The organism is Pseudomonas sp. 203-8, from assembly GCF_020708595.1.
Lineage (GTDB): Bacteria > Pseudomonadota > Gammaproteobacteria > Pseudomonadales > Pseudomonadaceae > Pseudomonas > Pseudomonas aeruginosa.
The window spans coordinates 118,834-142,387 of the sequence record NZ_JAJFDF010000014.1; the positions used below are offsets into that span (position 1 = coordinate 118,834).

Genomic DNA, 23,554 nt, shown 5'->3' on the forward strand with positions numbered 1-23,554 from the left:
GCAACGCCGGCGACCCAGGCTTCAGAAAAAACGTCAACGTATCCCTCGTGGCTCGCCTGCTACCCGTTTTCCCTCGACAGGAGTAGTCACGCATGTACCCCCAATTCCGTCGCGGCCATCTCGCCGCTGCCGTCCTTTTCGCTTCATCGAGCCTGCTGGGCGGGCAGGCCCTGGCCGAGGACGAGCGCCTGGAAGAACTGGACGAACGCGCCGAATCGGTGGTCCAGCTGGGTGACGAGGTGGTGCTGGGCACCGCCGAACAGGAGCTCAAGCAGGCACCGGGGGTATCCATCATCACCGCCGAGGACATCAGGAAGCGCCCGCCGGTGAACGATCTCTCCGAGATCATCCGCACCATGCCCGGGGTCAACCTCACCGGCAACAGTTCCAGCGGCCAGCGCGGCAACAACCGGCAGATCGACATCCGCGGCATGGGGCCGGAGAACACCCTGATCCTGGTCGACGGCAAACCGGTCAGCTCGCGCAACTCGGTGCGCTACGGCTGGCGCGGCGAACGCGACACCCGCGGCGACAGCAACTGGGTGCCGCCGGAGGAGGTCGAGCGCATCGAGGTCCTCCGTGGGCCCGCGGCGGCACGCTACGGTTCCGGCGCGGCGGGCGGGGTAGTCAACATCATCACCAAGCGCCCGACCGATCGTTTGCGTGGTTCCATGACGGTGTTCACCAACATTCCGGAAAGCTCCAAGGATGGCGCCACGCGCCGCGCCAACTTCAGCCTTAGCGGGCCGCTGACCGAAGCCTTGAGCTTCCGCGCGTACGGCAGCGCGAACAAGACCGATTCGGACGATACCGACATCAACCTCGGACATACCGTCAACCCGAGCCGTACCGTGGCCGGACGCGAAGGGGTACGCAATCGCGATCTCAGCGGGATGCTGTCGTGGCAGGTGACCCCCGACCAGGTCGTCGATTTCGAAGCGGGCTTCAGCCGACAGGGCAATATCTATGCCGGCGATACCCAGAACAACAACGGCACCGCCAATACCCAGGGACTCGCCGACGACGGTGCGGAGACCAACCGCATGTATCGCGAGAACTACGCCATCACCCACAACGGGACCTGGTCGTTCGGTACTTCCAGGTTCGTCGCCCAGTACGACTCCACCCGCAACAACCGTCTGGAGGAGGGGCTGGCCGGTTCCGTCGAGGGGCAGATCAGCGCCGACCGTTCGTTCAGCACCAGCAAGCTGGAGAACTATCGCCTCAGCGGCGAACTCAACCTTCCGTTGCATGCGTTGTTCGAGCAGGTGCTGACGGTGGGCGCGGAGTGGAACAAGGAAACCCTCAACGACCCGTCCTCGCTCAAGCAGGGCTTCGTGGGAAGCGATAGCTTGCCGGGGACCCCCGCGGCCGGCTCGCGAAGCCCGAAAAGCAAGGCGGAGATCCGCGCGCTGTACGTGGAAGACAATATCGAACTGCGCCCCGGCACCATGCTCACCCCCGGGCTGCGCCTGGACGATCACAGCGACTTCGGCCTGAACTGGAGCCCGAGCCTGAACGCTTCCCAAACGCTCGGCGAATACTTCACGGTCAAGGCCGGTATCGCACGGGCCTTCAAGGCGCCCAACCTGTACCAGAGCAACCCGAACTACCTGCTCTATACCCGTGGCAACGGTTGCCCGATCCAGACTAGCAGCGGCGGCTGCTACCTGGTCGGCAACGAGAACCTGGACGCCGAGACCAGCGTAAACAAGGAACTGGGCATCGAGTTCCGGCGCGATGGCTGGGTCGCCGGGCTCACCTACTTCCGCAACGACTACAAGAACAAGATCGTCGCGCCGCTGGATGTCATGGGACAGACCGGGACCGGCAACAACATCCTGCAATGGAGCAACGCGAAGAAAGCAGTGGTCGAGGGCCTGGAAGGCAACCTGCTGGTCCCCCTGCACGAGGACCTGAGCTGGAGCACCAACCTGACCTATATGCTGCAATCCAAGGACAAGGACACCGGCAACCCGCTTTCGGTGATCCCCGAGTACACCCTGAACTCGACCCTGGACTGGCAGGCCAGCGAGCGTCTTTCCACCCAACTGACCAGCACCATCTACGGCCGCCAGGAGCCGCCGAAGCATGGCACCAGCCGCAACACGCCGGTGGTCTCGCGAAAAGAGGTGGGTACCTATGGCATCTGGGGCGTCAGCGCCGGCTACACCTTCAGCGAGAACCTGAGCGTACGGGGCGGGGTAAGCAACCTCTTCGACAAGCGCCTGTACCGCCAGGGCAACTCCTTCGACGCCGGCGCGGCAACCTACAACGAGCCGGGTCGCGCCTACTACGTTTCGATGACCACCTCGTTCTGATCGCCGCGGCCAACGCGCTTTCACCGGCAGGCGCAACGCCTGTCGGACCTTTCTTTGGCGTTGGTCAGGCATCGGCTGTCCAACGCCAGGTTTTCTCTTCGGACGCCTCTGGTCATCGCATCGCATGCCGTTTCGGGCGGTCTTTCGGCTGAATCGGCATGCATGACCGGATATTGCGGTGCTAGGGTCCGGCCCCAGTTTCCCGGTATCATGCTCAGCCTTTACCGTCAGTGCCGAACGAGTGCCTCCATGACCGTGCAGTACCCGACTATCGCCGACTGCGTTGGCAATACCCCTCTGGTGCGTCTGCAGCGCCTTCCCGGGGAAACCTCCAATACCCTGCTGGTGAAGCTCGAAGGCAACAACCCGGCGGGATCGGTGAAGGACCGCCCGGCCCTGTCGATGATCACCCGTGCCGAACTGCGCGGCGACATCCGCCCCGGCGATACGCTGATCGAGGCTACTTCCGGCAACACCGGCATCGCCCTGGCCATGGCGGCGGCGATCAAGGGTTACAAGATGATCCTGATCATGCCGGACAACTCCACGGCCGAACGCAAGGCGGCGATGACCGCCTATGGCGCCGAGCTCATTCTGGTCAGCAAGGAAGAGGGCATGGAGGGCGCGCGCGATCTGGCCGACAAGCTGCAGCGCGAAGGCCGCGGCAAGGTCCTCGACCAGTTCGCCAATGGCGACAACCCGGAAGCCCATTACCACAGCACCGGCCCGGAAATCTGGCAGCAGACCGGCGGCAGCATCACCCATTTCGTCAGCTCCATGGGCACCACCGGGACCATCATGGGCGTCTCGCGCTACCTCAAGGAGCAGAACCCGGCGGTGCAGATCGTCGGCCTGCAACCCATGGAGGGCTCGGCCATCCCGGGAATCCGACGCTGGCCGCAGGAATACCTGCCGAAGATCTATGACGCCAGTCGCGTCGACCGGGTCGTCGACATGCACCAGGACGAAGCCGAGGACATCATGCGCCGGCTGGCCCGCGAGGAAGGCATCTTCTGCGGCGTGTCCTCCGGTGGGGCGGTGGCGGCGATGCTGCGCCTGTCCCGCGAACTGGAGAATGCCGTGCTGGTGGCGATCATCTGCGACCGCGGCGACCGCTACCTGTCTTCCGGCGTCTATGACCCGCGCTGAGCATGTCCATGGCCAGAAATAAGGGCGGGCTGCGCTTCCAGCCCAGCGGTGGTGCGCGCGGTCCCGCGATACCGGTAGGCAAGAAGCAGCGCCTGACCATCGAGCGCCTGGCCCATGACGGCCGAGGTATCGCCCACGAGGCGGGGATGACCTGGTTCGTCAGCGGAGGGCTGCCTGGCGAGGAACTTGAGGCCCGGGTGCTGGGCGCACGAAGCAAGGTGGTCGACGCGCGCAGCGAGCGCCTGTTCAGCAGTAGCGACCTGCGTCGCCGCGAGCCCTGCACTGTAGCGGGTCGCTGCGGCGGCTGCACCCTGCAGCACCTGGAACACGGCGAGCAGTTGGCCCTGAAGCAGCGTACCTTGCAGGAGCAGTTGCAGCGTTTCGCCGGGATCGAGCCGGAAGAATGGGCCGCCCCTCTGGTCGGGCCCGAATTCGGCTATCGGCGCCGCGCTCGGATCGCCGTGCGCTGGGATGCCAGGGCGCGGCGTCTGGATGTCGGCTTCCGTGCCTCGGCCAGCCAGGAGATCGTCGCCTTCGATGAGTGCCTGGTCCTGGTGCCGCCTTTGCAAACGATTGCCCGTGCCCTGCCTGCTCTTCTGCAGGACTTCCGCAAGCCGGAAAGCATCGGCCACGTGGAGCTCTTCCATGGCACGGCCAGTGCATTGCTGTTGCGGCATACGACTGCCCTGGTCGACGAGGATCGCCAGCGCCTGGCCGCTTTCTGCTCCGCACACCAGGCCCAGCTCTGGCTGCAAGGTGCGGAACAGCCCTTGCCGGTGGAGCCGGCCGCCGAACTGGGCTACTCCTTGGGTGACTGGCAACTGACTCTGGCATACCGACCCGGAGACTTCGTCCAGGTCAATGCGCCGGTGAACGAGTCGATGATCCGCCAGGCCCTTGACTGGCTGGCGCCGACCGCCGACGAGCGGGTCCTCGACCTGTTCTGCGGGCTGGGCAATTTCTCCCTGCCGCTGGCGCGCCGGGTGGCGCGGGTAGTCGGGGTGGAGGGCGTGGCGGCGATGGTCGAGCGGGCAGGCGCCAACGCGCTGGCCAATGGCCTTGGCAACGCGCACTTTTTCCAGGCCGACCTGTCCAAAGCGCTTGCCGAAGCGCCCTGGGCGGAGCAAGGTTTTACCGCTGTGCTGCTCGATCCGCCGCGCGACGGCGCGTTCGAGGCGGTACGCGAAATGAGTTCTCTGGGTGCCCGGAGGGTAGTCTATGTATCCTGCAATCCGGCGACCCTGGCGCGCGATGCTGGCGAAATGGCCAGGCAGGGCTATCGTCTGAAGCGCGCCGGAATCCTCGATATGTTTCCGCAGACCGCACATGTCGAGGCCATGGCTTTGTTCGAGGCAGGCTAGGATGCCTGCGTAATCCGACCAGCCCGTTCGAAGGCTGGCGCAGTCATCGGTGGGCTACGCGCACCGTGGTAAAGGGTAGGCAAGATGGTACAGGTGAGAGCGCACCAGCCGGTCAACACCGACGGCAGTATCAACCTCGAGGCCTGGCTGGACCACGTCCAGAACCTCGTCCCCGGGCTCGATCGTCAGGGCTTGCTGGAGGCTTGCGAGTTCGCTCGCGAATCCGAGCAGCGAGCGATCGCCGCACAGAACTCCTGGGCGGAAGGCACGTCCAGCTTCCAGACCGGACTGGAAATCGCCGAGATCCTCGCGGATCTCAAGCTGGATCAGGAGTCCCTGGTCGCCGCGGTCATCTATCGAGGCGTGCGGGAAGGCAAGATCACCCTGGAAGCGGTCAACAAGCATTTCGGGCCGGTGGTGGCCAAGCTGATCGAGGGCGTGCTGCGCATGGCCGCGATCAGCGCCAGCCTCAATCCGCGCCATTCCATGGTGCTGGGTACCCAGGCGCAGGTGGAGAACCTGCGCAAGATGCTGGTGGCGATGGTCGACGACGTTCGCGTCGCCCTGATCAAGCTGGCCGAGCGCACCTGCGCCATTCGCGCGGTGAAGAACGCCGACGAGGAAAAGCGCCACCGCGTCGCCCGGGAAGTCTTCGATATCTACGCGCCGCTGGCCCACCGCCTGGGCATCGGGCATATCAAGTGGGAGCTGGAGGACCTGTCCTTCCGTTACCTCGAGCCCGACCAGTACAAGCAGATCGCCAAGCTGCTGCACGAGCGCCGGCTGGATCGCGAGCAGTACATCGCCAACGTGATGAGCCAGTTGAAGGAAGCTCTCGCGGCCACCGGCGTACAGGCCGATCTCAGCGGACGGGCGAAACACATCTATTCGATCTGGCGCAAGATGCAGCGCAAGGGCCTGGACTTCAGCCAGATCTACGACGTTCGCGCCGTGCGCGTGCTCGTTCCGGAGATGCGCGACTGCTACACCGCGCTGGGCATCGTGCATACCCTCTGGCGGCACATTCCCAAGGAGTTCGACGACTACATCGCCAACCCCAAGGAAAACGGCTATCGCTCGCTGCATACCGCAGTGATCGGCCCCGAGGGGAAGGTGCTGGAAGTACAGATCCGTACCCACTCCATGCACGAAGAGGCGGAGCTCGGAGTCTGCGCGCACTGGCGCTACAAGGGGACCGACGTCAAGGCCAGCTCCAACCATTACGAGGAAAAGATCTCCTGGCTGCGCCAGGTGCTCGAATGGCACGAGGAACTGGGCGACATCGGTGGCCTGGCGGAGCAACTGCGGGTCGATATCGAGCCGGACAGGGTCTACGTCTTCACTCCCGACGGCCATGCCATCGACCTGCCCAAGGGCGCGACCCCGCTGGATTTCGCCTATCGGGTCCACACTGAAGTCGGGCACAACTGCCGCGGGGCGAAGATCAACGGACGCATCGTGCCGCTGAACTACAGCCTGCAGACCGGCGAGCAGGTCGAGATCATCACCGGCAAGCACAGCGGTCCGAGCCGCGACTGGCTGAACAGCAACCTGGGCTACGTCACCACCTCCCGGGCGCGGGCGAAGATCGTCCACTGGTTCAAGCTGCAGGCGCGGGACCAGAACGTCGCTGCCGGCAAGGCCCTGATCGAACGCGAGCTGTCGCGCCTGGCGCTGCCGCCGGTGGATTTCGACCGGCTGGCGGAGAAGGCCAACGTGCGTACCGCCGAGGATATGTTCGCCGCTCTCGGCGCCGGCGACCTGCGCTTGGCGCACCTGGTCAACTATGCCCAGCAACTGGTCGAGCCGGACCGCGACAGCGAGCAACTCGAACTGATCCCGCGCAAGCCGAGCAAGATCGGCCACGGCAAGCGCGGCGACGTGCAGATCCAGGGTGTCGGCAACCTCCTGACGCAGATGGCCGGCTGCTGCCAGCCGCTGCCGGGAGATCCCATCGTCGGCTACATCACGCTGGGCCGTGGGGTCACCATCCACCGCCAGGATTGCGCCACCGCGCTGCAACTGGCGGGACGCGAACCGGAGCGGATGATCCAGGTCAGCTGGGGGCCGGAGCCGGTTCGCACCTATCCGGTGGATATCGCGATCCGTGCCTATGATCGTTCCGGCCTGTTGCGCGACGTGTCCCAGGTGCTGCTCAACGAGCGGATCAACGTTCTGGCGGTGAATACCCGTTCGAACAAGGAAGACAACACCGCGACCATGCAACTGACCATCGAGATTCCCGGTCTGGACGCTCTTGGACGCCTGCTGGCGCGCGTCTCGCAACTGCCCAACATCATCGAGGCGCGGCGCAACCGTACGCCTTGAGGCGAGGCGGAAACAGGCCACGGGCGCTCGCAGGCTGCCCGTGGCCTTTTCGTTTCCGGAAAGGGCAGAATGCCCGGACCGTTCACTGAAGACCCGAGATACCCATGTACCGACTCGACGACCTGCTCCACCTCATGGCGCGCCTGCGCGATCCCGAATTCGGCTGCCCCTGGGATCTCCAGCAGAGCTACGCGACCATCGTCCCGCACACCCTGGAAGAAGCCTACGAAGTAGCGGACGCCATAGAGCAGGGGGATTTCCCGCAATTGCGCGAGGAACTGGGCGACCTGCTGTTCCAGGTGGTCTATTACAGCCAGTTGGCTCGCGAAGAGGATCGCTTCGCTTTCGACGAGGTGGTGGACGGCATCACCCGCAAGCTGATCCGTCGACATCCCCACGTATTCCTCGATGGCGATCTCTATGGCAAGCCCGATGCGGCGAAGCTGGCCGAAGCGGCGGTCAAGCAGCGCTGGGAAGAACTGAAGGCCGAGGAGCGTGCCGCCAAGGCCAAGGAGCCGCAGCAGTTGTCGCTGCTGGATGACGTTCCTGTCGCCCTGCCGGCGTTGTCACGGGCGGCGAAGCTGCAGAAGCGCGCGGCGCAGGTCGGCTTCGACTGGCCGGAAGCGCTGCCGGTGGTGGACAAGGTTCGCGAGGAGCTGGACGAAGTCCTCGAGGCGATGGCAGAGGGTGACGAGGGTGCCGTGGGCGAGGAGGTTGGCGACCTGCTGTTCGTCGTGGTCAACCTGGCCCGGCATCTCAAGGTCGATCCGGAGGCTGCTCTGCGCCAGGCCAACGGCAAGTTCGAGCGGCGATTCCGGTTCATCGAGCGGAACCTGCGCGAAGCCGGCCGGAAAGCCGAAGAGTGTTCGCTGGAGGAACTGGACAGCCTCTGGGGCGAGGCTAAGAAAGCGGAGAGGAGCGCGCCCGGCTGTTAATGGGAAAATTACCGTGGCAGCCGGGCTGCCACGGCATCTGAATCAGCCGAAGATCCAACGATAGAGGATGACCAGCAGGATCACCGCCAGCACCGGGCGGAGGATTCGGTAGGCCTTCGGGTAGGCGCGTTTGAAGCGCTTCACCTGGGCGCCGATGGCATTGCCGCCGCGAATGGCGACCGAGTAGGCCTGGTTGATGCTGCCGACGCGTTCGCCTTCGACGTTCTGCGGTGCGGTCGCACGCCCGAGAATGCCGCTGATCCAGCGATTGAGGCGGGTCAGCAGGCGGGAGCGGAGCGGCCGCTCGATATCGCAGAAGAGAATCACCCGGGTCTGCTCGGTCTCGTTCTTCACCCAGTGGACGAAGGTTTCGTCGAACATCACGTCTTCGCCATCACGCCACGCGTAGGGCTGGCCGTCGACGTAGATGCGGCAGTTGTCCGAATTCGGCGTGGACAGGCCGAGGTGATAGCGCAGCGAGCCGCCGAAGGGGTCGCGGTGCGGATTCAGGTGGCTGCCGCCGGGAAGCAGGGTGAACATCGCGCCCTTGACGTTGGGGATGCGGCTCACCAGCTCTACGGTCTTCGGGCAGAGCTGCTGGGCGGAGGGCAGCGGGCCGTCGTACCAGGTCAGGTAGAAGCGCTTCCAGCCTTTCTTGAAGAACGAGCCGAAGCCGGCTTCGTTATTGTTCAGGGCAGCCCGGATATAACCCTCGTCGAACAGGTTGAGGGCTTCTTCGCGGATGGTTTGCCAATTGTTCTTCAGTTCGTCCAGCTCCGGAAAACGGCTGCGATCCAGATAGGGCTTCGAGGGAACGCTGGAGAACAGGTACATCAGCGAGTTGTAGGGGGCGAACCAGGCGGAGTGGTTGACCAGTTGGCGCAGGAAGGGCAAGCGCGCGCGCCCACGGAAATGGACGAACAGGACGCTGGCGACGAACAGGCCCACCAGAGTGACTTTTACCAGGAGAGAAACGCTCATGCCTTGCTTTCCATGCCTTCGATATCAGGGGCCGGGAGGAGTGCCTGCGGGTGCTCGGGACGGTAGGGAGGGGTCTCCAGGGCATGCGTGGCAGTTTGCGAGCCGCCGAGACTTGCGTTGAGGCGGCTGAGGCTGGAGGATTATACCCCCTGCGAGGGCCGGCTGAACCCCAGTCGGCTGGAAGATTATGCCGCACCCCACCGGGCGTGCCACGCGAGCGAGTCGTTGACGAATGAGCATGTCATTGCGTGACCAGTTGCTGAAAGCCGGGCTGGTCAATGAGAAACAGGCCAAGCAGGCCACCAAGCAGAAACAGAAACAGCAGCGTCTGGAGCACAAGAACCAGGTCGACAAGGACGACTCCCAGCGCCAGGCGGCGGAGCAGGCCAAGGCGGAAAAGCTGGCGCGCGACCAGGAATTGAACCGCCAGCAGCAGGAAAAAGCCGAGAAGAAGGCCAAGGCCGCGCAGATCAAGCAACTTATCGAAGGGACGCGCCTGCCCAAGCTGGAAAGCGACGACTACTACAATTTCGTCGACGCCAAGAAGGTCAAGCGGATCGCGGTCAACGACCTGATCCGCGACAAGCTGAGCCGAGGCAGCCTGGCTATCGTCAGCTATGACGGACGCTACGAGATCGTGCCTCGGGATGCGGCGGTGAAGATCCAGGAGCGCGATCCGCGGCGGGTGGTGCTGCTCAACGTACAGAGCCAGGAGCCGGACGAAGACGATCCCTACAAGGACTATGTGGTGCCCGACGATCTCATGTGGTGAGGCCCGCATCCGGAGTGTCGCTTGACCGGTACGGATGCCGGTCAACTACCAATTCTGGAATGCGAAGCAGTTCTAAAATAACTACCGATGATTTCGTTTCGATAGCATAATGCCTTTCCTCAGAAATATCCTACGGTTGCCTTTGCGTGCATCTGTGGGCTAGCCGCCTATCGAAAAGGACGTTGGTATGCCTTCCTCACAGCTTCCGGGGGCTTCGCCCTCGGAGATCGATCTCGTTCAGCTGTTCCAGCAATTGTGGGCGTCGAAATGGCTGATAGCGCTGATCGCGGCCTTGGCGACCGCCGCTGCGCTCGCCTACGCGCTGTTGGCCGTTCCGACCTACCAGGTGGATGTCCTGTTGCGGCCGATCCAGACCAAGGCCCTGGAGGCTGTCAATGTCAACGGGCTGTATGCCCTGACTCCGCGGGAAGCGCTGGATCGCGTCGGCAACGAGCTGGCAGCCTACTCCGGCAGGCTGGAGTATTTCGAAGCCCATCCAGAGCTATTCCAGCAATTGAACGCCGAGGGCCTGTCCCCCGAGCAGGCTTTCTGGAAGTTCAACCAGGATGCCTTCAGCATGCAGCAGGCGGACTTGAAGAAGGACCCCCAGGCGGCGCCTTTCTTCCGCTTGTCCATGCAGTATCCCCAGGGCATGGATGGTGCCGCCATTCTCAACGGCATGCTCGCGTCGACCATCGAGAACGAGCGTCAGCGAATCCTGGACGACCTCCAGGCGCGTATCGACGGTCGCCTGCAATTCCTCGAGCAGGATATCGAAGGCAAGCGTGCCAGTTACCAGGCTACCAAGGAGGGCAAGATCGCCCGGTTGCTGGAAGCGGACAGCATCCGGCGGGCCGGCCTGGAGGATGAGCTCAAGGCGTTGCGCGGGCGGCTGAAGATGGTGCGCGATTCGCGTATCCAGCAGCTCAACGAGGCTATCCAGATCGCCACCCGGCTGGGGATCGTCAAGCCGACGACCCCGGGCGCACTGGGAGAGGTCGGGCAGGATGGCTCGCGCAGCGTTTTCCGCACCGAGGTGAATAACCAGCAGATACCCCTGTATTTCATGGGTGTCGATGCCTTGACCGCCGAGCGCGATACCTTGCTCAAACGCAAGGGCGATGACTTCACCGAGCCCCGCGTGGCGAAGATCCAGCAGGAGCTGAAGCAGCTGGAGAACAACCGTGAAGTGCAATACCTGCAGGCTCGAAAGGGCGAGGAGCGTTTCTTCGAAAACATCGACAAGCTGCGTGGAGAGCAGGCGCGCCTCAAGACTCTGAAGGCGAGCGAGCTGAAGATCGAACTGGTGCGGATCGACCAGAAGGCTTCGACCCCTCTGAAACCGATCAAGCCGCGCAAGGCCTTGGTGGTGGCCTTGGGTCTCCTGGGTGGGTTGGTGTTCGGCGTGCTGGTGGCTCTGGTTCGGGCAATGTTGCGTGCCCCTCGGCAACGGGTACAGGAAGATAGCCTGCCGCCGGGAGTCGTCAGTCTCGACCGGAGCCTTTCCGGGACCTGAGATCAAAGGTGCGCCCCCGAAGTACGCGGGGGCGCATGGTTCAGGCCGATTTACCTATCTGCCGCAGTTCTTCTTCTTTCTCCAGCTTGATCCGATAGGCGTGGGCGTCATCCTCGTTATGGAAGACGCCAACCAGCAGTCCCTGCTGATGCACGTCCCAGCAGCGGCGGCCAAGCGCACGCAGCTCGCGGGATTTGTGGTCATCGTCACGCTCGGTCACTGTCACACTCATCTTTCTCTGCTCCAGGGTTGATCTGCATCAAGGCAAATCCAGCCTATTTCAATAGCAGGCTAATCAAATAGCCCTGGAATTGAGAAAAGCCTTTTCAGTTTCCAAGGTGTGAAGGTGGCATGCCGGATGCTCTGGAACAGGCCTCTTCCCTCAGGCGTATGCGGCCGAACAAGGCCGCTTCCGTGAGGGCGGTAATCGCCAACAGGCGATCCAGGCGCAGCAGCAGAGTCGCTCCTTCGACGGCCACCTCAAGGTATTCCTCCTTGCCGCCGCCTGGCCGAACGGCCCGGGTATGCGTCGTGCGCGCCTCGGCTTCGAAGCGAACACCGTCCTCGAGTTCGAGGAGCAACCGGTAGCGGTAGAGGCAGGCGATCTCCAGGTAGTCATGGAGATCGCAGGCGATCGGGTGGTAGCTGTCCATTGGCCTCAACAGCCTTCCAGGGGAAGGATGTAATGGCCATGGAGCCGAATGGCTTCGGCAACCTCTGCTGTCGCAATCTCGCTATGGCAGTAGCTGCAATGCCCCTGGCTGATATCGGCCTCGTCTATGCCTCTTCCGGCGAGCCAGCGTCGAGCGAACTCGCCGGCGCGAGCCCCCAGCTCCTCCGTGACCAGGACATCGAAGTGCAGGTAGCGGCCGTCGCGGGTTCGCACATGGGTGTCGAAGATCTTCACCTCCATGGCCGTTCTCCTTATTTCAGATCGCTGAGCGCCGCACCGAAGTTAAGGTGCAGTACCTGTCCGTCGACAACCAGGGCAGGAACCGACTTGACCCCGGCCTTTTCCGCCTCGGCGATGCGTGCCGATTGTTCGGCGAGATGGACCACTTCGATGTCCACCTGCTTGCGATCGAGCAATGGCAGCAAGGAACGTTCGGCTTCGACACAGATTGTGCAGCCGGCGTGGTAGTAGATGGCTTTGGTCATGCTGATTCTCCTGTGGGAATTTGGTATCGATACGATACGTTTTCAGCCTAAACAAGGCGCGACCTCTTTGTCAAACATGTTTTTAGTCGATACTATATTGGCAAGGAGGTATCCCATGTCCGCCATCGCCCTTTACGATTACCTGGAAAGGCTGACCAGCCTGATGCGTGCCTGGTCCCGCGAGCAGCCGCTGGTGGCTGAGCTGCAGCCGGTGCAGTTGAGCGCCTTGCATTACCTGGCGCGTTGTAATCGCTATTCGGATACTCCGCTGGGCGTGACCGAATACCTCGGCTTGACCAAGGGCACAGTGTCGCAATCGCTCAAGGTGCTGGAAGGGCGGGGGCTGATCAGCAAGCTGCCGGATGCGCGGGATCGGCGCAGCGTTCATCTGCGGCTGACCGATGCGGGGCGCGCGCTGATCGAGGCGGTGATTCCGCCGCAGTTCCTCGAGCAGGCCGTCACGGCACTGGGCGAGAAGGGCGAACACTTGCAAGGCTTGTTGCGTGATCTTCTGGTCGTCATCCAGCGTCAGGAGGATGTGCCTGGTTTCGGCCTTTGTCGGTCCTGCCGGTTCCATCAACGGCGTGCGGGCTCGCCCTTCTGCGGTCTAACCGGGGAGCCGTTGAGCGATGCCGATGCCGAACTGATCTGCCGCGAGCACCAGGCCTGCGGCTGATCCGCGGGCAATAAAAAACCGGGCAATGGCCCGGCTTTTCGTGGGAGGGGGGATCAGCTCTTTTCGCCAGTGACGGTCTTGCCGTCGATGGTGCCTTCCTTGAGCATGATCTGGTATTCCTTGCCGTCGGTTTCCATCTGGTACAGGCGGACCAGCAGGTAGTCCCAGTCCTTGGCGAACCAGAGGATGGTCTTGCGGTTGCTCTTGCCCGGATCACGCACGCGCTCGACCTTGATCGCGTTGATCAGGCCGGCCTGGGTGCGTACCTTTTCCTCGCCGAGAACCCGGAAGTCGTAGGTATCGACATCCTCGCCCTCGATGATCTGGTAGCTCATGCTCTTCTTGCCGTCGGCAACGTCATGCTGCAGGACCAGTTGATAGGTGGACTTGTCCAGTTGACCGCGATTCAGGGGTTGCCGCACCGCATCGCCGCGGTCGCTGCCGAGCACCTGCTTCTGCGACCAGTCGAAGTCCAGCTCGATCTGCTTGCCTTTGCCCAGACCCTGGCGGGCGAAGCGGTAGGTCTGCGGCAGGAAGGTGTCGTTCTCGACCTTGAAGGTGCTGACTTCGTTGAGACTGGCCAGCAGCATGGAGGCCTCGAAGTCCAGTTGCCAGCGGCCGTCGCCGAGAGCCTTCAGGCTGCGGGAGGCATTGCCGCTGATGGGCATCTGTTTCCAGTCGGCGGTATAGCTGGCGGTGAACGGCTTCAGCTCGAAGGCATAGGCCGGCAGGGTCAGCAGCGTCAGCAGGAACAGCATGGCTTTACGCATTGCGAATCTCCTTGGTGCGAATCTGATGGCCGGTGGCAGGCAGGGCCTGGCCATCCAGCAGGGCGCCCTGTTCGCCCAGGCGCAAGCGGCCCTCGGCGAACCAGCGCATGGCCAGCGGGTAGATCCGGTGTTCTTCCTCGTGAACCCGTCTGGCCAGGCGTTCCGGCGTATCTTGCGACTCTACCGGGATTACTGCCTGTACGACCAGTGGCCCCCCATCGAGTTCCTCCGTCACGAAGTGCACGCTGCAACCGTGCTCGCGGTCGCCGGCTTCGAGGGCGCGTTGATGGGTATGCAGCCCTTTGTGGCGCGGCAGCAACGAGGGATGGATATTCAGCAGACGCCCCTGGTAATGGCGAACGAAATCGGCGCTGAGGATGCGCATGAACCCGGCAAGGATCACCAGGTGCGGTTCATGGGCATCGATCCGTTGTGCCAGGGCCTCGTCGAAGCTTTCGCGATCGGCATAGGCCTTGTGATCGAGCACCTCGGTCTGGATGCCGGCCTGGCGTGCGCGTTCCAGGCCATAGGCGTCCGCGCGGTTGGAGATCACCGCGCGGATCCGGGCCGGCGTGGCGCCGTCCCGGAGGCTGTCGATCAGCGCCTGCAGGTTGCTGCCGGAGCCGGAAATCAGCACCACGACATTGCAGAGTTTCGGCATCAGTGGTTTTTCAGATTGTTCAGGACCACGCGCTCGGCGTCCGCGCCGCAGGTTTCGATGCGACCGATCTGCCAGGGTTGCTCGCCGGCGGCACGCAGGACTTCCAGGGCTTTCTCGGCGTCGCTCTGGGCCACGCAGATGACCATGCCGACGCCGCAGTTGAGTACGCGATGCATCTCGGTCTCGTCGACGTTGCCCTGTTCCTGCAGCCAGTCGAATACCGCCGGACGGTTCCAGCTGGCGACATCGATCACGGCCTGGGCGTTGTCCGGCAGGACGCGCGGGATGTTGTCCAGCAGGCCGCCGCCGGTAATGTGAGCCATGGCCTTGACCGCGCCGGTCTGCTTGATCAGTTGCAGCAGCGGCTTGACGTAGATGCGGGTCGGCGCCATCAGCAGGTCGGCCAGCGGCTTGCCGTCGAGTTGGACCTGCTCGATGTCGGCGCCGGAAACCTCGATGATCTTGCGGATCAGGGAGTAGCCGTTGGAGTGCGGGCCGGAGGAGGGCAGGGCGATAAGCGCGTCGCCGGCCTGGACCCTGGAGCCGTCGATGATCTCGGCCTTTTCCACGACGCCGACGCAGAAGCCGGCCAGGTCATAGTCTTCGCCTTCGTACATGCCGGGCATTTCGGCGGTCTCGCCGCCGACCAGGGAACAGCCCGCCAGTTCGCAACCGGCACCGATGCCGGTGACTACGGTGGCGGCGACGTCGACGTTGAGCTTGCCGGTGGCGTAGTAGTCGAGAAAGAACAGCGGCTCGGCGCCGCAGACCACCAGGTCGTTGACGCACATCGCCACCAGGTCCTGGCCAATGCTGTCGTGCTTGTTCAGGTTGAGCGCCAGGCGCAGCTTGGTGCCCACCCCGTCGGTGCCGGATACCAGCACCGGCTGCTTGTAGCCGGCCGGGATTTCGCAGAGGGCGCCGAAGCCGCCGAGGCCGCCCATCACTTCCGGGCGTGCGGTGCGCTTGGCCACGCCTTTGATGCGTTCCACCAGGGCTTCGCCGGCGTCGATGTCCACACCAGCGTCCTTGTAGCTCAACGAGGGTTGCTTGCTGCTCATAAATCCAGGCCTATAGGGGTAATTCGGAGATCGGCCGGCCGCCCAGGCGTGCAACGCTGTTTGCCGGTTTTGAAGGCGCGCGATTTTATCAGGCTTGCCACGCAGCGGCCATCTCGGTTGCCGCTGGACGGACTGCTGTTTAAGGTATAGGTCCACTTGCGCGGCCTTTACAGCTCGTCGCCGCCGTTCCCATCCGTTCGTCGAGAGCCCTCCATGCGCATAGCCCGACTCTTCGTTCTCTGTTTTTCCCTGCTAGGCTTGCCCGTCTTCGCGGCAACGGTCCCCAATCTCTACCAGGTCCACGAGCCGGTTTCGTCGCAGCAGCCCGGGGAGCGCGATGCCGGACTGGTGCGAGCCCTGCAGACCCTGCTGGTGCGCCTGACCGGCAATCCGCAGGCGCCGCAGAACCCGGCATTGGCGGGGTACCTGAAGGATCCGCAGCAACTGATCAGCCAGTACGCCTTCGAAAATGGTCCGCCGCTGGCGCTGGTGGTCGATTTCGATCCGACCGCCACCGGTAATGCGCTGCGGGCCGCCGGCCTGCCGAGCTGGGGCGCCAACCGGCCGGCGGTGCTGGCCTGGTGGCTGAACGAAAGCGTCGATGGCAGCTCCCTGGTCGGTGACAACCAGGCCTCGGCCGAACCGCTCAAGCGTGCGGCGCAGAACCGCGGCTTGCCGTTGCGCCTGCCTCTGGCGGATCTCGACGAACAGATCGTCGGTACCCCGGAAAACCTCACCGCCGCCCAACCCGATGCCCTGCGCGCAGCCTCTGAGCGTTATGCCGCCGATGCCTTGCTGGCAGTGGACGCCAAGGAGGCGGACGGCAAATGGCAGGCGCAATGGCGGCTGTGGATGGGCGATTCGCGAGAGCAAGGCCAGGCTGAAGGCGCTACGCCCGACGCGTTGGCAGACAGCGTGATGCTGGCCGTCGGCAACCGCCTGTCCACTCGTTTCGTTGCCACGCCGGAAGCGGCGACCGGCCTGACCCTCCAGGTCCAGGGCGCGACACTGGCACGCTATGCCGAGTTGCAACGCCTGCTCGATCCGTTCGGCGCGCGTCTGGTAGGCGTGCGGGGCGATCGCCTCGACTATTCCGTGAAGGCCAGTCCCGAGCAATTGCGTGCCCAGCTGGGCCTGGCGCAGTTGCAGGAAATCCCGGCCGACAGCGTACCGCTGGATGCCTCCGGCCAGCCCGCAGCGCCCAGCGCGGCGGTGCCGTCGTCGACCCAACTGAATTTCCGCTGGCAGTGAGTCGGCGCGCCGATCCGCTTCTATGCAACGGAGCGGGCCGGCGCGCGACCGGCCGATGCTCTGGGCAAGGAGCCTCGGCTATCGGCAAACCTTTGATTTTGCTTGCCTAGTTGCTCATTGTGCGGCCTTGCCGAGGCGTATAAACTTTGCAGCCTTTACGGTGACTCCTGCGGCGTTTTCGGATTGTCCGCCCAGCCTGGCATGAAACCTATTCAGCTTCCCCTCAGTGTGCGTCTGCGCGACGACGCCACCTTCGCCAACTACTATCCCGGTGCCAATGCCGCGGCACTGGGATATGTCGAGCGTTTGTGCGAAGCCGAGGCTGGCTGGGCGGAAAGCCTCATCTACCTCTGGGGACACGACGGCGTCGGCCGCAGCCACCTGTTGCAGGCGGCCTGCTTGCGTTTCGAGCAGTTCGAAGAGCGAACCATCTACCTGCCGATGGCCGATCTGGTGCAGTACGGCCCGGAAATCTTCGACGATCTCGAGCAGTGCGAGCTGGTCTGCATCGACGACCTGGATGTGCTGGTTGGCAAGCGAGAATGGGAAGAGGGGCTGTTCCACCTGTTCAATCGACTGCGTGATACCGGTCGGCGCCTGCTGCTGGCGGCATCGAAGTCGCCCCGGGAGCTGCAGGTCAAGCTGCCGGACCTGAAGTCCCGCCTCACCATGGCGCTGATCTTCCAGTTGCACGGTCTTTCCGACGAGGACAAGCTTCGTGCCCTGCAACTGCGGGCATCCCGTCGTGGCCTGCATCTGACCGATGAAGTCGGTCGTTTCATCCTCAACCGCGGTTCGCGCAGCATGAACTCTCTGTTCGATCTGCTGGAGCAACTGGATCGCGCTTCGCTCCAGGCTCAGCGCAAGCTGACCATTCCTTTCCTCAAGGAAACCCTCGGCTGGTAAGCGTCGACAGTCCGTCGGCGAACTCCCGCATGGCCGTGCCGCAGTCCTTGGGTTTCGCTTGCGGCAGGAAGTGACCGCCTTCTATCCGTCTCTCCATCCATGCGCCGGCAGTATCGGAGCGCTGGCTGTCCGCAGGCTTCCCGGCGGTCGGCAGGGCAGGAGGGGGCTCCTGCCTTACCATCAGCGTTCCCCGGCGACCCGTCGGTCGTACTGGAATCGCCAGCGCGTATAGAGCAGCGCGGCGCAGAACAAGGTCACGCTGAGTAGCACTTCGGCCCAGCCGAACAGGCGCTGCGTGGGATCGAAGGCGGCGAGTACGCCGAGGATGAAATACAGGTTGACCACGTAGCAGGCCCAGGCATGCCCGCGCGCGCTGCCCATGAGCAGTCCGGGGGCCACCACCAGCAGCGGCAGCAGCTTGAAGGCGAGGACCAGCCAGGGCACCCAGCTCGCCGCACCATGGGCGTCCGCGTAGATCAGGTCGCGAATGAGGATGAGCAGGACCAGGCCGACGAAGCTTCCCAGGCTGATGGCGCGGCTGAGCGCCAGGCGCGGCTGCAGCCACACTACTTCGGGCAGCGGTTTGTTCTTGCGGGCCATTTCAACTCCCCAGCTTGCCGGCGGTTTCCGCCAGGCGTTTGCCCAGCGCGCGACACAGGGTCAGTTCGTGCTCATCGAGGCTGCGCTTGCCATCGGCGCCGGCGAAGTGGCTGGCGCCGTAAGGCGTGCCGCCGCCGCGGGTTTCCAGCAGGGCGGGTTCGCTGTAGGGAATGCCCAGGACCAGCATGCCGTGGTGCAGCAACGGCAACAGCATCGATAACTGAGTGGTCTCCTGGCCGCCGTGCAGGCTGGCGGTGGAGGTGAAGACCGCTGCCGGCTTGCCGACCAGGCCGCCGGTCAGCCACAGGCTACTGGTACCGTCGAGGAAGTATTTCAGCGGGGAAGCCATGTTACCGAAGCGGGTCGGGCTGCCGAGGGCCAGGCCCGCGCAGTTCTTCAGGTCCTCCAGGGTTGCGTACAGCGCCCCCTCCGCGGGGATGTCCGGGGCGACCGCTTCGCATTCGGTGGATACCGCGGGAACCGTGCGTACGCGCGCCTCGAAGCCGCCCTGTTCGACGCCACGGGCGATCTGCCGGGCCATTTCCGCGGTAGCGCCATGGCGACTGTAGTACAGCACCAGGATGTAGGGACTGCTCAAGCGAGGATCTCCAGGACTCTTTCCGGAGGCCGGCCAACCACCGCCTTGTCACCCGCGACCAGCACCGGGCGCTCGATCAGCTTCGGATGCCTGGCCATTGCCTCGATGATGGCCTCTTCGCCAAGACTGGGCTCATCCAGGCCGAGGGCCTTGTATTCGTCCTCCCCGGTCCGCAGCAACTGGCGGGCGGGAATGCCGAGCTTGGCCAGGATCGCTTTCAGCTCGGCGGCGCTCGGCGGGGTTTCCAGATAGCGCACCACCTGCGGTTGCAGGCCGCGGGCTTCGAGCAGTTCGAGCGCTGCGCGGGATTTCGAGCAGCGCGGATTGTGCAACAGGATCAGTTCGCTCATGTCAGGGGTCGCATGGCCGGTGAAGTGACGGCTATTCTAACCGCCTCGTCGACCAGGACTGAACCCGTCGGCGCGAAGTACCGCCCCGAGCGGCGAAGAACCGGCGCGACTTCAAGGAGAGGGCATGCGCGAACATTTCAACGATGGGGTCGAGTTCGCTCGCTTCCTCGCTCATCGCTTCGTCACCGACAAGGCTCCCAACAGCGCGGCGGCGCTGACCTACACCACGTTGTTCGCGGTAGTGCCGATGATGACGGTGATGTTTTCCATGCTTTCGCTGATTCCGGCATTCCATGGCATGGGCGAGTCGATCCAGACTTTCATCTTTCGCAATTTCGTGCCTTCCGCTGGAGAAGCGGTGGAAACCTACCTGAAGAGTTTCACCACCCAGGCCCGGCACCTGACCTGGGTCGGGGTGGTCTTTCTGGCAGTCACCGCCTTCACCATGCTGGTGACCATCGAGAAAGCCTTCAACGAGATCTGGCGGGTTCGCCAGCCACGCCGCGGTGTCGGGCGGTTCCTCCTCTACTGGGCGATCCTCAGCCTGGGCCCATTGTTGCTGGGGGCCGGCTTCGCCGTGACCACCTACATCACTTCGCTGTCGCTGCTCCATGGCCCGGACGCGTTGCCGGGCGCAGAGACGCTGCTGGGGCTGATGCCGCTGGCGTTCAGCGTGGCGGCCTTCACCCTGCTCTATTCGGCGGTCCCGAACGCCCGGGTCCCGGTGCGCCATGCCCTGATGGGCGGCGTGTTCACCGCGGTACTGTTCGAAGCCGCGAAAACCCTGTTCGGGCTGTACGTAAGCCTGTTTCCCGGCTACCAGTTGATCTACGGTGCCTTCGCCACCGTGCCTATCTTCCTGCTGTGGATCTATCTTTCCTGGATGATCGTTCTGTTCGGCGCGGTGCTGGTCTGCAATCTCTCTTCTTCCCGTCTCTGGCGGCGGCGCTCGCTGCCCAAGCTGATCGTCCTGCTCGGCGTGCTGAGGGTGTTCCACCAGCGCCAGCAGCTTGGACAGTCGCTGCGCCTGACCCACTTGCATCGTGCGGGTTGGCTGTTGCCCGAGGATGAGTGGGAGGAACTGCTGGACTTTCTCGAGAAGGAGCAGTTCGTCTGCCGCGCCGGCGGAGGCGAGTGGGTGCTGTGCCGGGATCTTGGCGCCTACAGTCTGCATCGCTTGCTGAATCGCTGCCCCTGGCCCATGCCTAGCCGAGAGCGCATGCCTGCGAATCTGGACGAGGCGTGGTATCCGCCGTTCCAGCAGGCCATGGAGCGCTTGCAGGTGGAGCAGGAGGCGCTGTTCGGAGAAAGCCTGGCCCACTGGCTGGCGGACGGAACCTCGGGAGCGAAGGTGACGTAAAGTGTCAGTTTGCGGCGAACGATGTGCATGAGGCGCTGCATGCTGCCGGAGGAACCCCAGCAAGCGCAGGGAAAGGGCTGTTGGCACGCTTCTGGCAAACCCTCGTGTGACAGTCGTTTCACTCCGTAGTTCCGCCGAGGTTCCCGTTCATGCTCCCAATGTCGAACAAGGTCGTCCATTTGCATCACAAGGATGAGCAGGCAGCGCTTGAGCGTTTGAACCGGATTACCGGGCTGCAGTTCAGCAGTTGGCCGGAGTCGCTGGTGCCGGCGCGCAGCGTCAGCGAACCGTCGCCTGAGAAAGCGCGGGACGAACCCCTGCTCGATCAGGTGCGCCAGGGCTGAGCGATCCGGCTCAAGCTTCGGACACCTGCTGGGACCTGTTTTCCTGCTCCACCGCTTGTACGAAGAACTCCTCCACGACCAGTCGGGAAAAGGCCGTCGCCGACTTCAGGCGTACCTGCATGTTCTCCACTTTCTGCCGTACGGGCAGGCGGGCAATGCCGGAAAGCAGGATGCGTTGCTGGCGGTCGATTCGTCCGTGATCCACCGCCACTTCGCGCTGGCGCCCGCCATCCAGATAGCTGACCACCAGTGACACCAGCAGGTCGCAGGCATCCGGAAGATGTAGCCAGGCGGCAATGTTGTAGTCCGCGACCAGGCCCTCGTGGGCTGTCAGGGTCGGGCGTGCGGCATCCACCAGGTGTGCGGGGACGCTTCCGATCAGATGGTCTTTCATAAGCAGCAGTGTGTCCGTTTAAAAGGGCTTCGGACTCGTCGCTCTCGACTTCTCCCCAAGTCGATCCTGCCGATGCCTGGGCATACGGCCGGTTGAGTCGTCGTGTCGTGTGTGGCACGCGGATTATAGGGGTGGTCCTTTGCGTCAAACTGTGCGGTTCGACGGCGATCGTCGTGACTCTTCTCGCACTTTGTGCCTTGTAGGAAGTATCGGGGCTTCTTCTTCCCATATTCGTCTCCACTCGGTTTTGCAGAGGTGGATGGCTTCCAGTAAGGTCTCGCCATAGTGCCGCGCCGGGTTGCCCTGGTCCGGCCGAAGTTTTCCTGACTCGGGAGGTTCCTGACATGGGGAGTTGGCTACGCCCGCTGGGCGCTGCTGCGGTGTTGTTTCTCGCGGGCTGTTCGGCGGATTACGGAGTCGACCAGGACGGGCGTCCTGTCGCTGCGGAGCAGTTGGACGGGCATTGGCTGGTGGTCAATTACTGGGCTGACTGGTGCGCGCCCTGCCGGACCGAGATTCCGGAGATGAATCGCCTTGCGCAGGTGCTGGAAGGGCAGGGCGGGCGCGTCATTGGCGTGAATTTCGATGGCCTGCGCGATGCCGAGTTGAAGAAGTCGGCCGATGGCATGGGGATTCGCTTCACCGTGCTGGCCGATGATCCGGCGCCTCGCTTCAAGCTCCCTCGCAGCGAAGCGTTGCCCGTCACCTATATCGTCGATGCTCGGGGGGAAATGCGTCAGCGTCTGCTGGGCGAGCAGACGGCCGATGGCATATTGAAACAGCTCGAGGCTTTGCGGGAGGGACGCTGATGGCGAGGATCTGCTTGCATGCCTATGTCGGCGGCCGGGTACAGGGCGTCGGTTTCCGTCAGGCGACCCGGGAAGAGGCTGATCGCCTCGAACTCGACGGTTGGGTGCGAAACCTGGATGACGGGCGTGTCGAAGTCGTCTGGGAGGGCGAGGAGGACCGGGCGAAAGCCCTGGAGCGATGGCTGGGGCGGGGCCCGCGGCACGCGGAGGTCTCTGCGGTCGAGGTCGAGCAAATGCCGCTGCAGGGGATCGCTGGCTTCGTCGTCCGTCGCTGACGAGGCGAGTTCGCCGTCAGGGCGTCTCGCCAGGGTCCGCGGCCAGGCGACCGGCATCCCGGAGCAGGGCATGCATGAACTGCTGCTGCAGTTCGGGGTCGTTGCGCGTGAGCTCGATCAGGCTCTGTTCCAGTTCGCTGGCTTCTTCTTCCAGGCCCAGCTCCGCGAGGCGTTTCACCCGATGGACCCAGTGGTGGACGTCATCGCCTTCCAGGTCGTCATAGATCAGGGCGTGAGCTTCCAGGAGCTTGCCGCGCAGGCTGCGGCTGACGCGGAGGCTGGCATCGGCGCGGGTACCATCCTGTGGGTCGCTCACCGAAAGGTGTATCTGCGAGATGCGGCTGATGTCCTGTTCGGCGAAGGGGCTGTCGAGCAGGTTGAGGCGCAGCACGCCATGACGGTCGGTAAGCAGTTCGTTGAGTTCCTTGCCGGAACTGACCAGGACCGGACGCTCCGCCCAGGGCAGGCTGGAGTATTCCAGGCGCTTGTCGCGCTGTTTCTCGTCGATGCTCGCGAGATTCTGTTCGGCGCGACCGTTGGATTCCACGTTCATGAACGGATTCACCCCGGCCAGTCCGTAGTTGATCCAGCCGTGGGTGATGTTGTCCGGTACGCTGCCGAAGGTCACCACGTTGACGATGTTCGCTCCGACGCCGGCCACCAGCGCCACCGCGCCCAACGGGATCTCGTAGATCTCCCGCCAGGCCTGGTACGGCGTATAGCGGTCGTAACGGCGCGTCACCTCGAACTCGGTGACCTCGAAGGACTTCTGGTCGTTGATCCGGACCCGGCGCTGCGGCAGTTCGAGCACATCGGGCTGGCCGACATCGACTTGCAGGGTGTGTTCGAGCAGCTTCCGCTCGACGCGCTCCTCATGCTCGCTACGCTGCGGCAACTGGTTGGCGCAGCCGCTCAGCAGAAGGCCGCCGCACAGGGCGGCGGCGAATAGGCGCAGGGGTCTTCCGGTGGGCATCGTTA

27 protein-coding genes are annotated in these 23,554 nt (G+C 63.7%); 14 read left to right on the plus strand and 13 right to left on the minus strand.

Annotation, left to right across the window (positions count from 1 at the left end; all coding sequences use genetic code 11):
• Positions 1–92 precede the first annotated feature (92 nt).
• The 5 genes from pirA (at position 93) to mazG (ending at position 8,094) form a co-directional block, all read left to right on the plus strand.
• Complete coding sequence (gene pirA, locus LJF27_RS28095) at positions 93–2,321, plus strand: TonB-dependent siderophore receptor PirA (RefSeq protein WP_023103453.1); 2,229 nt, start codon at positions 93–95, stop codon at positions 2,319–2,321.
• 249 nt (positions 2,322–2,570) lie between these two features.
• Positions 2,571–3,470: a cysteine synthase B gene (gene cysM, locus LJF27_RS28100; protein WP_003102419.1), complete on the plus strand. Its 900-nt coding sequence runs from the start codon at positions 2,571–2,573 to the stop codon at positions 3,468–3,470.
• An 8-nt stretch (positions 3,471–3,478) separates the two neighbouring features.
• Entirely contained in the window at positions 3,479–4,831 is a 1,353-nt protein-coding gene (rlmD, locus tag LJF27_RS28105) for a 23S rRNA (uracil(1939)-C(5))-methyltransferase RlmD (RefSeq protein ID WP_003102417.1), read from the plus strand.
• A gap of 84 nt (positions 4,832–4,915) precedes the next feature.
• The gene (gene relA / locus LJF27_RS28110; RefSeq protein WP_003086042.1) at positions 4,916–7,159 is read left to right on the plus strand and encodes a GTP diphosphokinase; all 2,244 of its coding nucleotides are present in this window, start codon (positions 4,916–4,918) and stop codon (positions 7,157–7,159) included.
• 104 nt (positions 7,160–7,263) lie between these two features.
• Positions 7,264–8,094: a nucleoside triphosphate pyrophosphohydrolase gene (gene mazG / locus LJF27_RS28115; RefSeq protein ID WP_003086045.1), complete on the plus strand. Its 831-nt coding sequence runs from the start codon at positions 7,264–7,266 to the stop codon at positions 8,092–8,094.
• A 42-nt stretch (positions 8,095–8,136) separates the two neighbouring features.
• Here mazG and lpxO2 read toward each other — a convergent pair whose 3' ends face one another.
• Positions 8,137–9,075 carry a lipid A hydroxylase LpxO2 gene (gene lpxO2 / locus LJF27_RS28120; RefSeq protein ID WP_003086047.1) on the minus strand — a complete coding sequence of 313 codons (939 nt, stop codon included), beginning with the start codon at positions 9,073–9,075 and terminating at the stop codon, positions 8,137–8,139.
• 232 nt (positions 9,076–9,307) lie between these two features.
• On the opposite strand from lpxO2, the gene LJF27_RS28125 reads away from it, so the two are divergent.
• Together LJF27_RS28125 and LJF27_RS28130 are read left to right on the plus strand one after the other, a co-directional pair.
• Positions 9,308–9,847 carry a DUF2058 domain-containing protein gene (locus LJF27_RS28125; protein ID WP_003086049.1) on the plus strand — a complete coding sequence of 180 codons (540 nt, stop codon included), beginning with the start codon at positions 9,308–9,310 and terminating at the stop codon, positions 9,845–9,847.
• A 187-nt stretch (positions 9,848–10,034) separates the two neighbouring features.
• Positions 10,035–11,363: a Wzz/FepE/Etk N-terminal domain-containing protein gene (locus LJF27_RS28130; protein ID WP_003117106.1), complete on the plus strand. Its 1,329-nt coding sequence runs from the start codon at positions 10,035–10,037 to the stop codon at positions 11,361–11,363.
• A 40-nt stretch (positions 11,364–11,403) separates the two neighbouring features.
• Here the strand turns inward: LJF27_RS28130 and LJF27_RS28135 are convergent, their stop codons facing one another.
• From LJF27_RS28135 to LJF27_RS28150, 4 genes are all read right to left on the minus strand, one after another.
• A complete protein-coding gene (locus LJF27_RS28135; protein ID WP_003454532.1) occupies positions 11,404–11,595 on the minus strand; it encodes a hypothetical protein in 192 nt (63 codons plus the stop codon).
• A 94-nt stretch (positions 11,596–11,689) separates the two neighbouring features.
• A complete protein-coding gene (locus LJF27_RS28140; RefSeq protein WP_003086055.1) occupies positions 11,690–12,016 on the minus strand; it encodes a Rho-binding antiterminator in 327 nt (108 codons plus the stop codon).
• 5 nt (positions 12,017–12,021) lie between these two features.
• The gene (locus tag LJF27_RS28145; protein ID WP_003086057.1) at positions 12,022–12,276 is read right to left on the minus strand and encodes a DUF2024 family protein; all 255 of its coding nucleotides are present in this window, start codon (positions 12,274–12,276) and stop codon (positions 12,022–12,024) included.
• 11 nt (positions 12,277–12,287) lie between these two features.
• The gene (locus tag LJF27_RS28150) at positions 12,288–12,521 is read right to left on the minus strand and encodes a glutaredoxin family protein (RefSeq protein WP_003163151.1); all 234 of its coding nucleotides are present in this window, start codon (positions 12,519–12,521) and stop codon (positions 12,288–12,290) included.
• Positions 12,522–12,636: 115 nt separating this feature from the next.
• Between LJF27_RS28150 and LJF27_RS28155 the strand changes: the two genes are divergently transcribed.
• Positions 12,637–13,197: a MarR family winged helix-turn-helix transcriptional regulator gene (locus tag LJF27_RS28155; protein WP_003112585.1), complete on the plus strand. Its 561-nt coding sequence runs from the start codon at positions 12,637–12,639 to the stop codon at positions 13,195–13,197.
• Positions 13,198–13,250: 53 nt separating this feature from the next.
• Here LJF27_RS28155 and LJF27_RS28160 read toward each other — a convergent pair whose 3' ends face one another.
• The 3 genes from LJF27_RS28160 to purM are packed head-to-tail and all read right to left on the minus strand — an operon-like array spanning position 13,251 to position 15,689.
• Complete coding sequence (locus tag LJF27_RS28160; protein ID WP_003086061.1) at positions 13,251–13,967, minus strand: DUF3108 domain-containing protein; 717 nt, start codon at positions 13,965–13,967, stop codon at positions 13,251–13,253.
• Positions 13,960–14,628, minus strand: a complete 669-nt coding sequence (gene purN, locus LJF27_RS28165) for a phosphoribosylglycinamide formyltransferase (protein WP_003112584.1) — start codon at positions 14,626–14,628, stop codon at positions 13,960–13,962. The genes LJF27_RS28160 and purN overlap by 8 nt, the downstream gene beginning before the upstream one ends.
• Positions 14,628–15,689: a phosphoribosylformylglycinamidine cyclo-ligase gene (gene purM / locus LJF27_RS28170; RefSeq protein ID WP_003109942.1), complete on the minus strand. Its 1,062-nt coding sequence runs from the start codon at positions 15,687–15,689 to the stop codon at positions 14,628–14,630. The genes purN and purM overlap by 1 nt, the downstream gene beginning before the upstream one ends.
• A gap of 213 nt (positions 15,690–15,902) precedes the next feature.
• On the opposite strand from purM, the gene LJF27_RS28175 reads away from it, so the two are divergent.
• Positions 15,903–16,940 carry a DUF2066 domain-containing protein gene (locus tag LJF27_RS28175; protein WP_023103452.1) on the plus strand — a complete coding sequence of 346 codons (1,038 nt, stop codon included), beginning with the start codon at positions 15,903–15,905 and terminating at the stop codon, positions 16,938–16,940.
• Positions 16,941–17,141: 201 nt separating this feature from the next.
• Positions 17,142–17,846, plus strand: coding sequence for a DnaA regulatory inactivator Hda (hda, locus tag LJF27_RS28180; protein ID WP_003102398.1), 705 nt, complete (start codon positions 17,142–17,144; stop codon positions 17,844–17,846).
• A 180-nt stretch (positions 17,847–18,026) separates the two neighbouring features.
• Here hda and LJF27_RS28185 read toward each other — a convergent pair whose 3' ends face one another.
• The 3 genes from LJF27_RS28185 to arsC are packed head-to-tail and all read right to left on the minus strand — an operon-like array spanning position 18,027 to position 19,394.
• Positions 18,027–18,446, minus strand: coding sequence for a DUF2069 domain-containing protein (locus tag LJF27_RS28185; RefSeq protein ID WP_003102396.1), 420 nt, complete (start codon positions 18,444–18,446; stop codon positions 18,027–18,029).
• Position 18,447: 1 nt separating this feature from the next.
• Positions 18,448–19,044, minus strand: coding sequence for an NAD(P)H:quinone oxidoreductase (gene wrbA, locus LJF27_RS28190; RefSeq protein ID WP_003102394.1), 597 nt, complete (start codon positions 19,042–19,044; stop codon positions 18,448–18,450).
• Positions 19,041–19,394: an arsenate reductase (glutaredoxin) gene (gene arsC / locus LJF27_RS28195; protein WP_003112580.1), complete on the minus strand. Its 354-nt coding sequence runs from the start codon at positions 19,392–19,394 to the stop codon at positions 19,041–19,043. Before arsC ends, wrbA begins: the two co-directional genes overlap by 4 nt.
• 124 nt (positions 19,395–19,518) lie before the next feature.
• Between arsC and LJF27_RS28200 the strand changes: the two genes are divergently transcribed.
• Positions 19,519–20,754, plus strand: a complete 1,236-nt coding sequence (locus LJF27_RS28200; RefSeq protein WP_003117099.1) for a YihY family inner membrane protein — start codon at positions 19,519–19,521, stop codon at positions 20,752–20,754.
• 158 nt (positions 20,755–20,912) lie between these two features.
• Positions 20,913–21,098 carry a hypothetical protein gene (locus LJF27_RS28205; protein ID WP_003112577.1) on the plus strand — a complete coding sequence of 62 codons (186 nt, stop codon included), beginning with the start codon at positions 20,913–20,915 and terminating at the stop codon, positions 21,096–21,098.
• A 10-nt stretch (positions 21,099–21,108) separates the two neighbouring features.
• Here LJF27_RS28205 and LJF27_RS28210 read toward each other — a convergent pair whose 3' ends face one another.
• Positions 21,109–21,492 carry a hypothetical protein gene (locus LJF27_RS28210; protein WP_003109947.1) on the minus strand — a complete coding sequence of 128 codons (384 nt, stop codon included), beginning with the start codon at positions 21,490–21,492 and terminating at the stop codon, positions 21,109–21,111.
• 344 nt (positions 21,493–21,836) lie between these two features.
• On the opposite strand from LJF27_RS28210, the gene LJF27_RS28215 reads away from it, so the two are divergent.
• On the plus strand, positions 21,837–22,301 hold the full coding sequence (locus tag LJF27_RS28215; protein WP_003102387.1) for a TlpA disulfide reductase family protein: 465 nt from the start codon (positions 21,837–21,839) through the stop codon (positions 22,299–22,301).
• Positions 22,301–22,576, plus strand: coding sequence for an acylphosphatase (locus LJF27_RS28220; protein ID WP_003102385.1), 276 nt, complete (start codon positions 22,301–22,303; stop codon positions 22,574–22,576). Before LJF27_RS28215 ends, LJF27_RS28220 begins: the two co-directional genes overlap by 1 nt.
• Before the next feature lie 16 nt (positions 22,577–22,592).
• On the opposite strand, the gene LJF27_RS28225 is transcribed toward LJF27_RS28220, so the two are convergent.
• On the minus strand, positions 22,593–23,549 hold the full coding sequence (locus LJF27_RS28225; RefSeq protein WP_003102379.1) for a hypothetical protein: 957 nt from the start codon (positions 23,547–23,549) through the stop codon (positions 22,593–22,595).
• Positions 23,550–23,554: the final 5 nt, after the last annotated feature.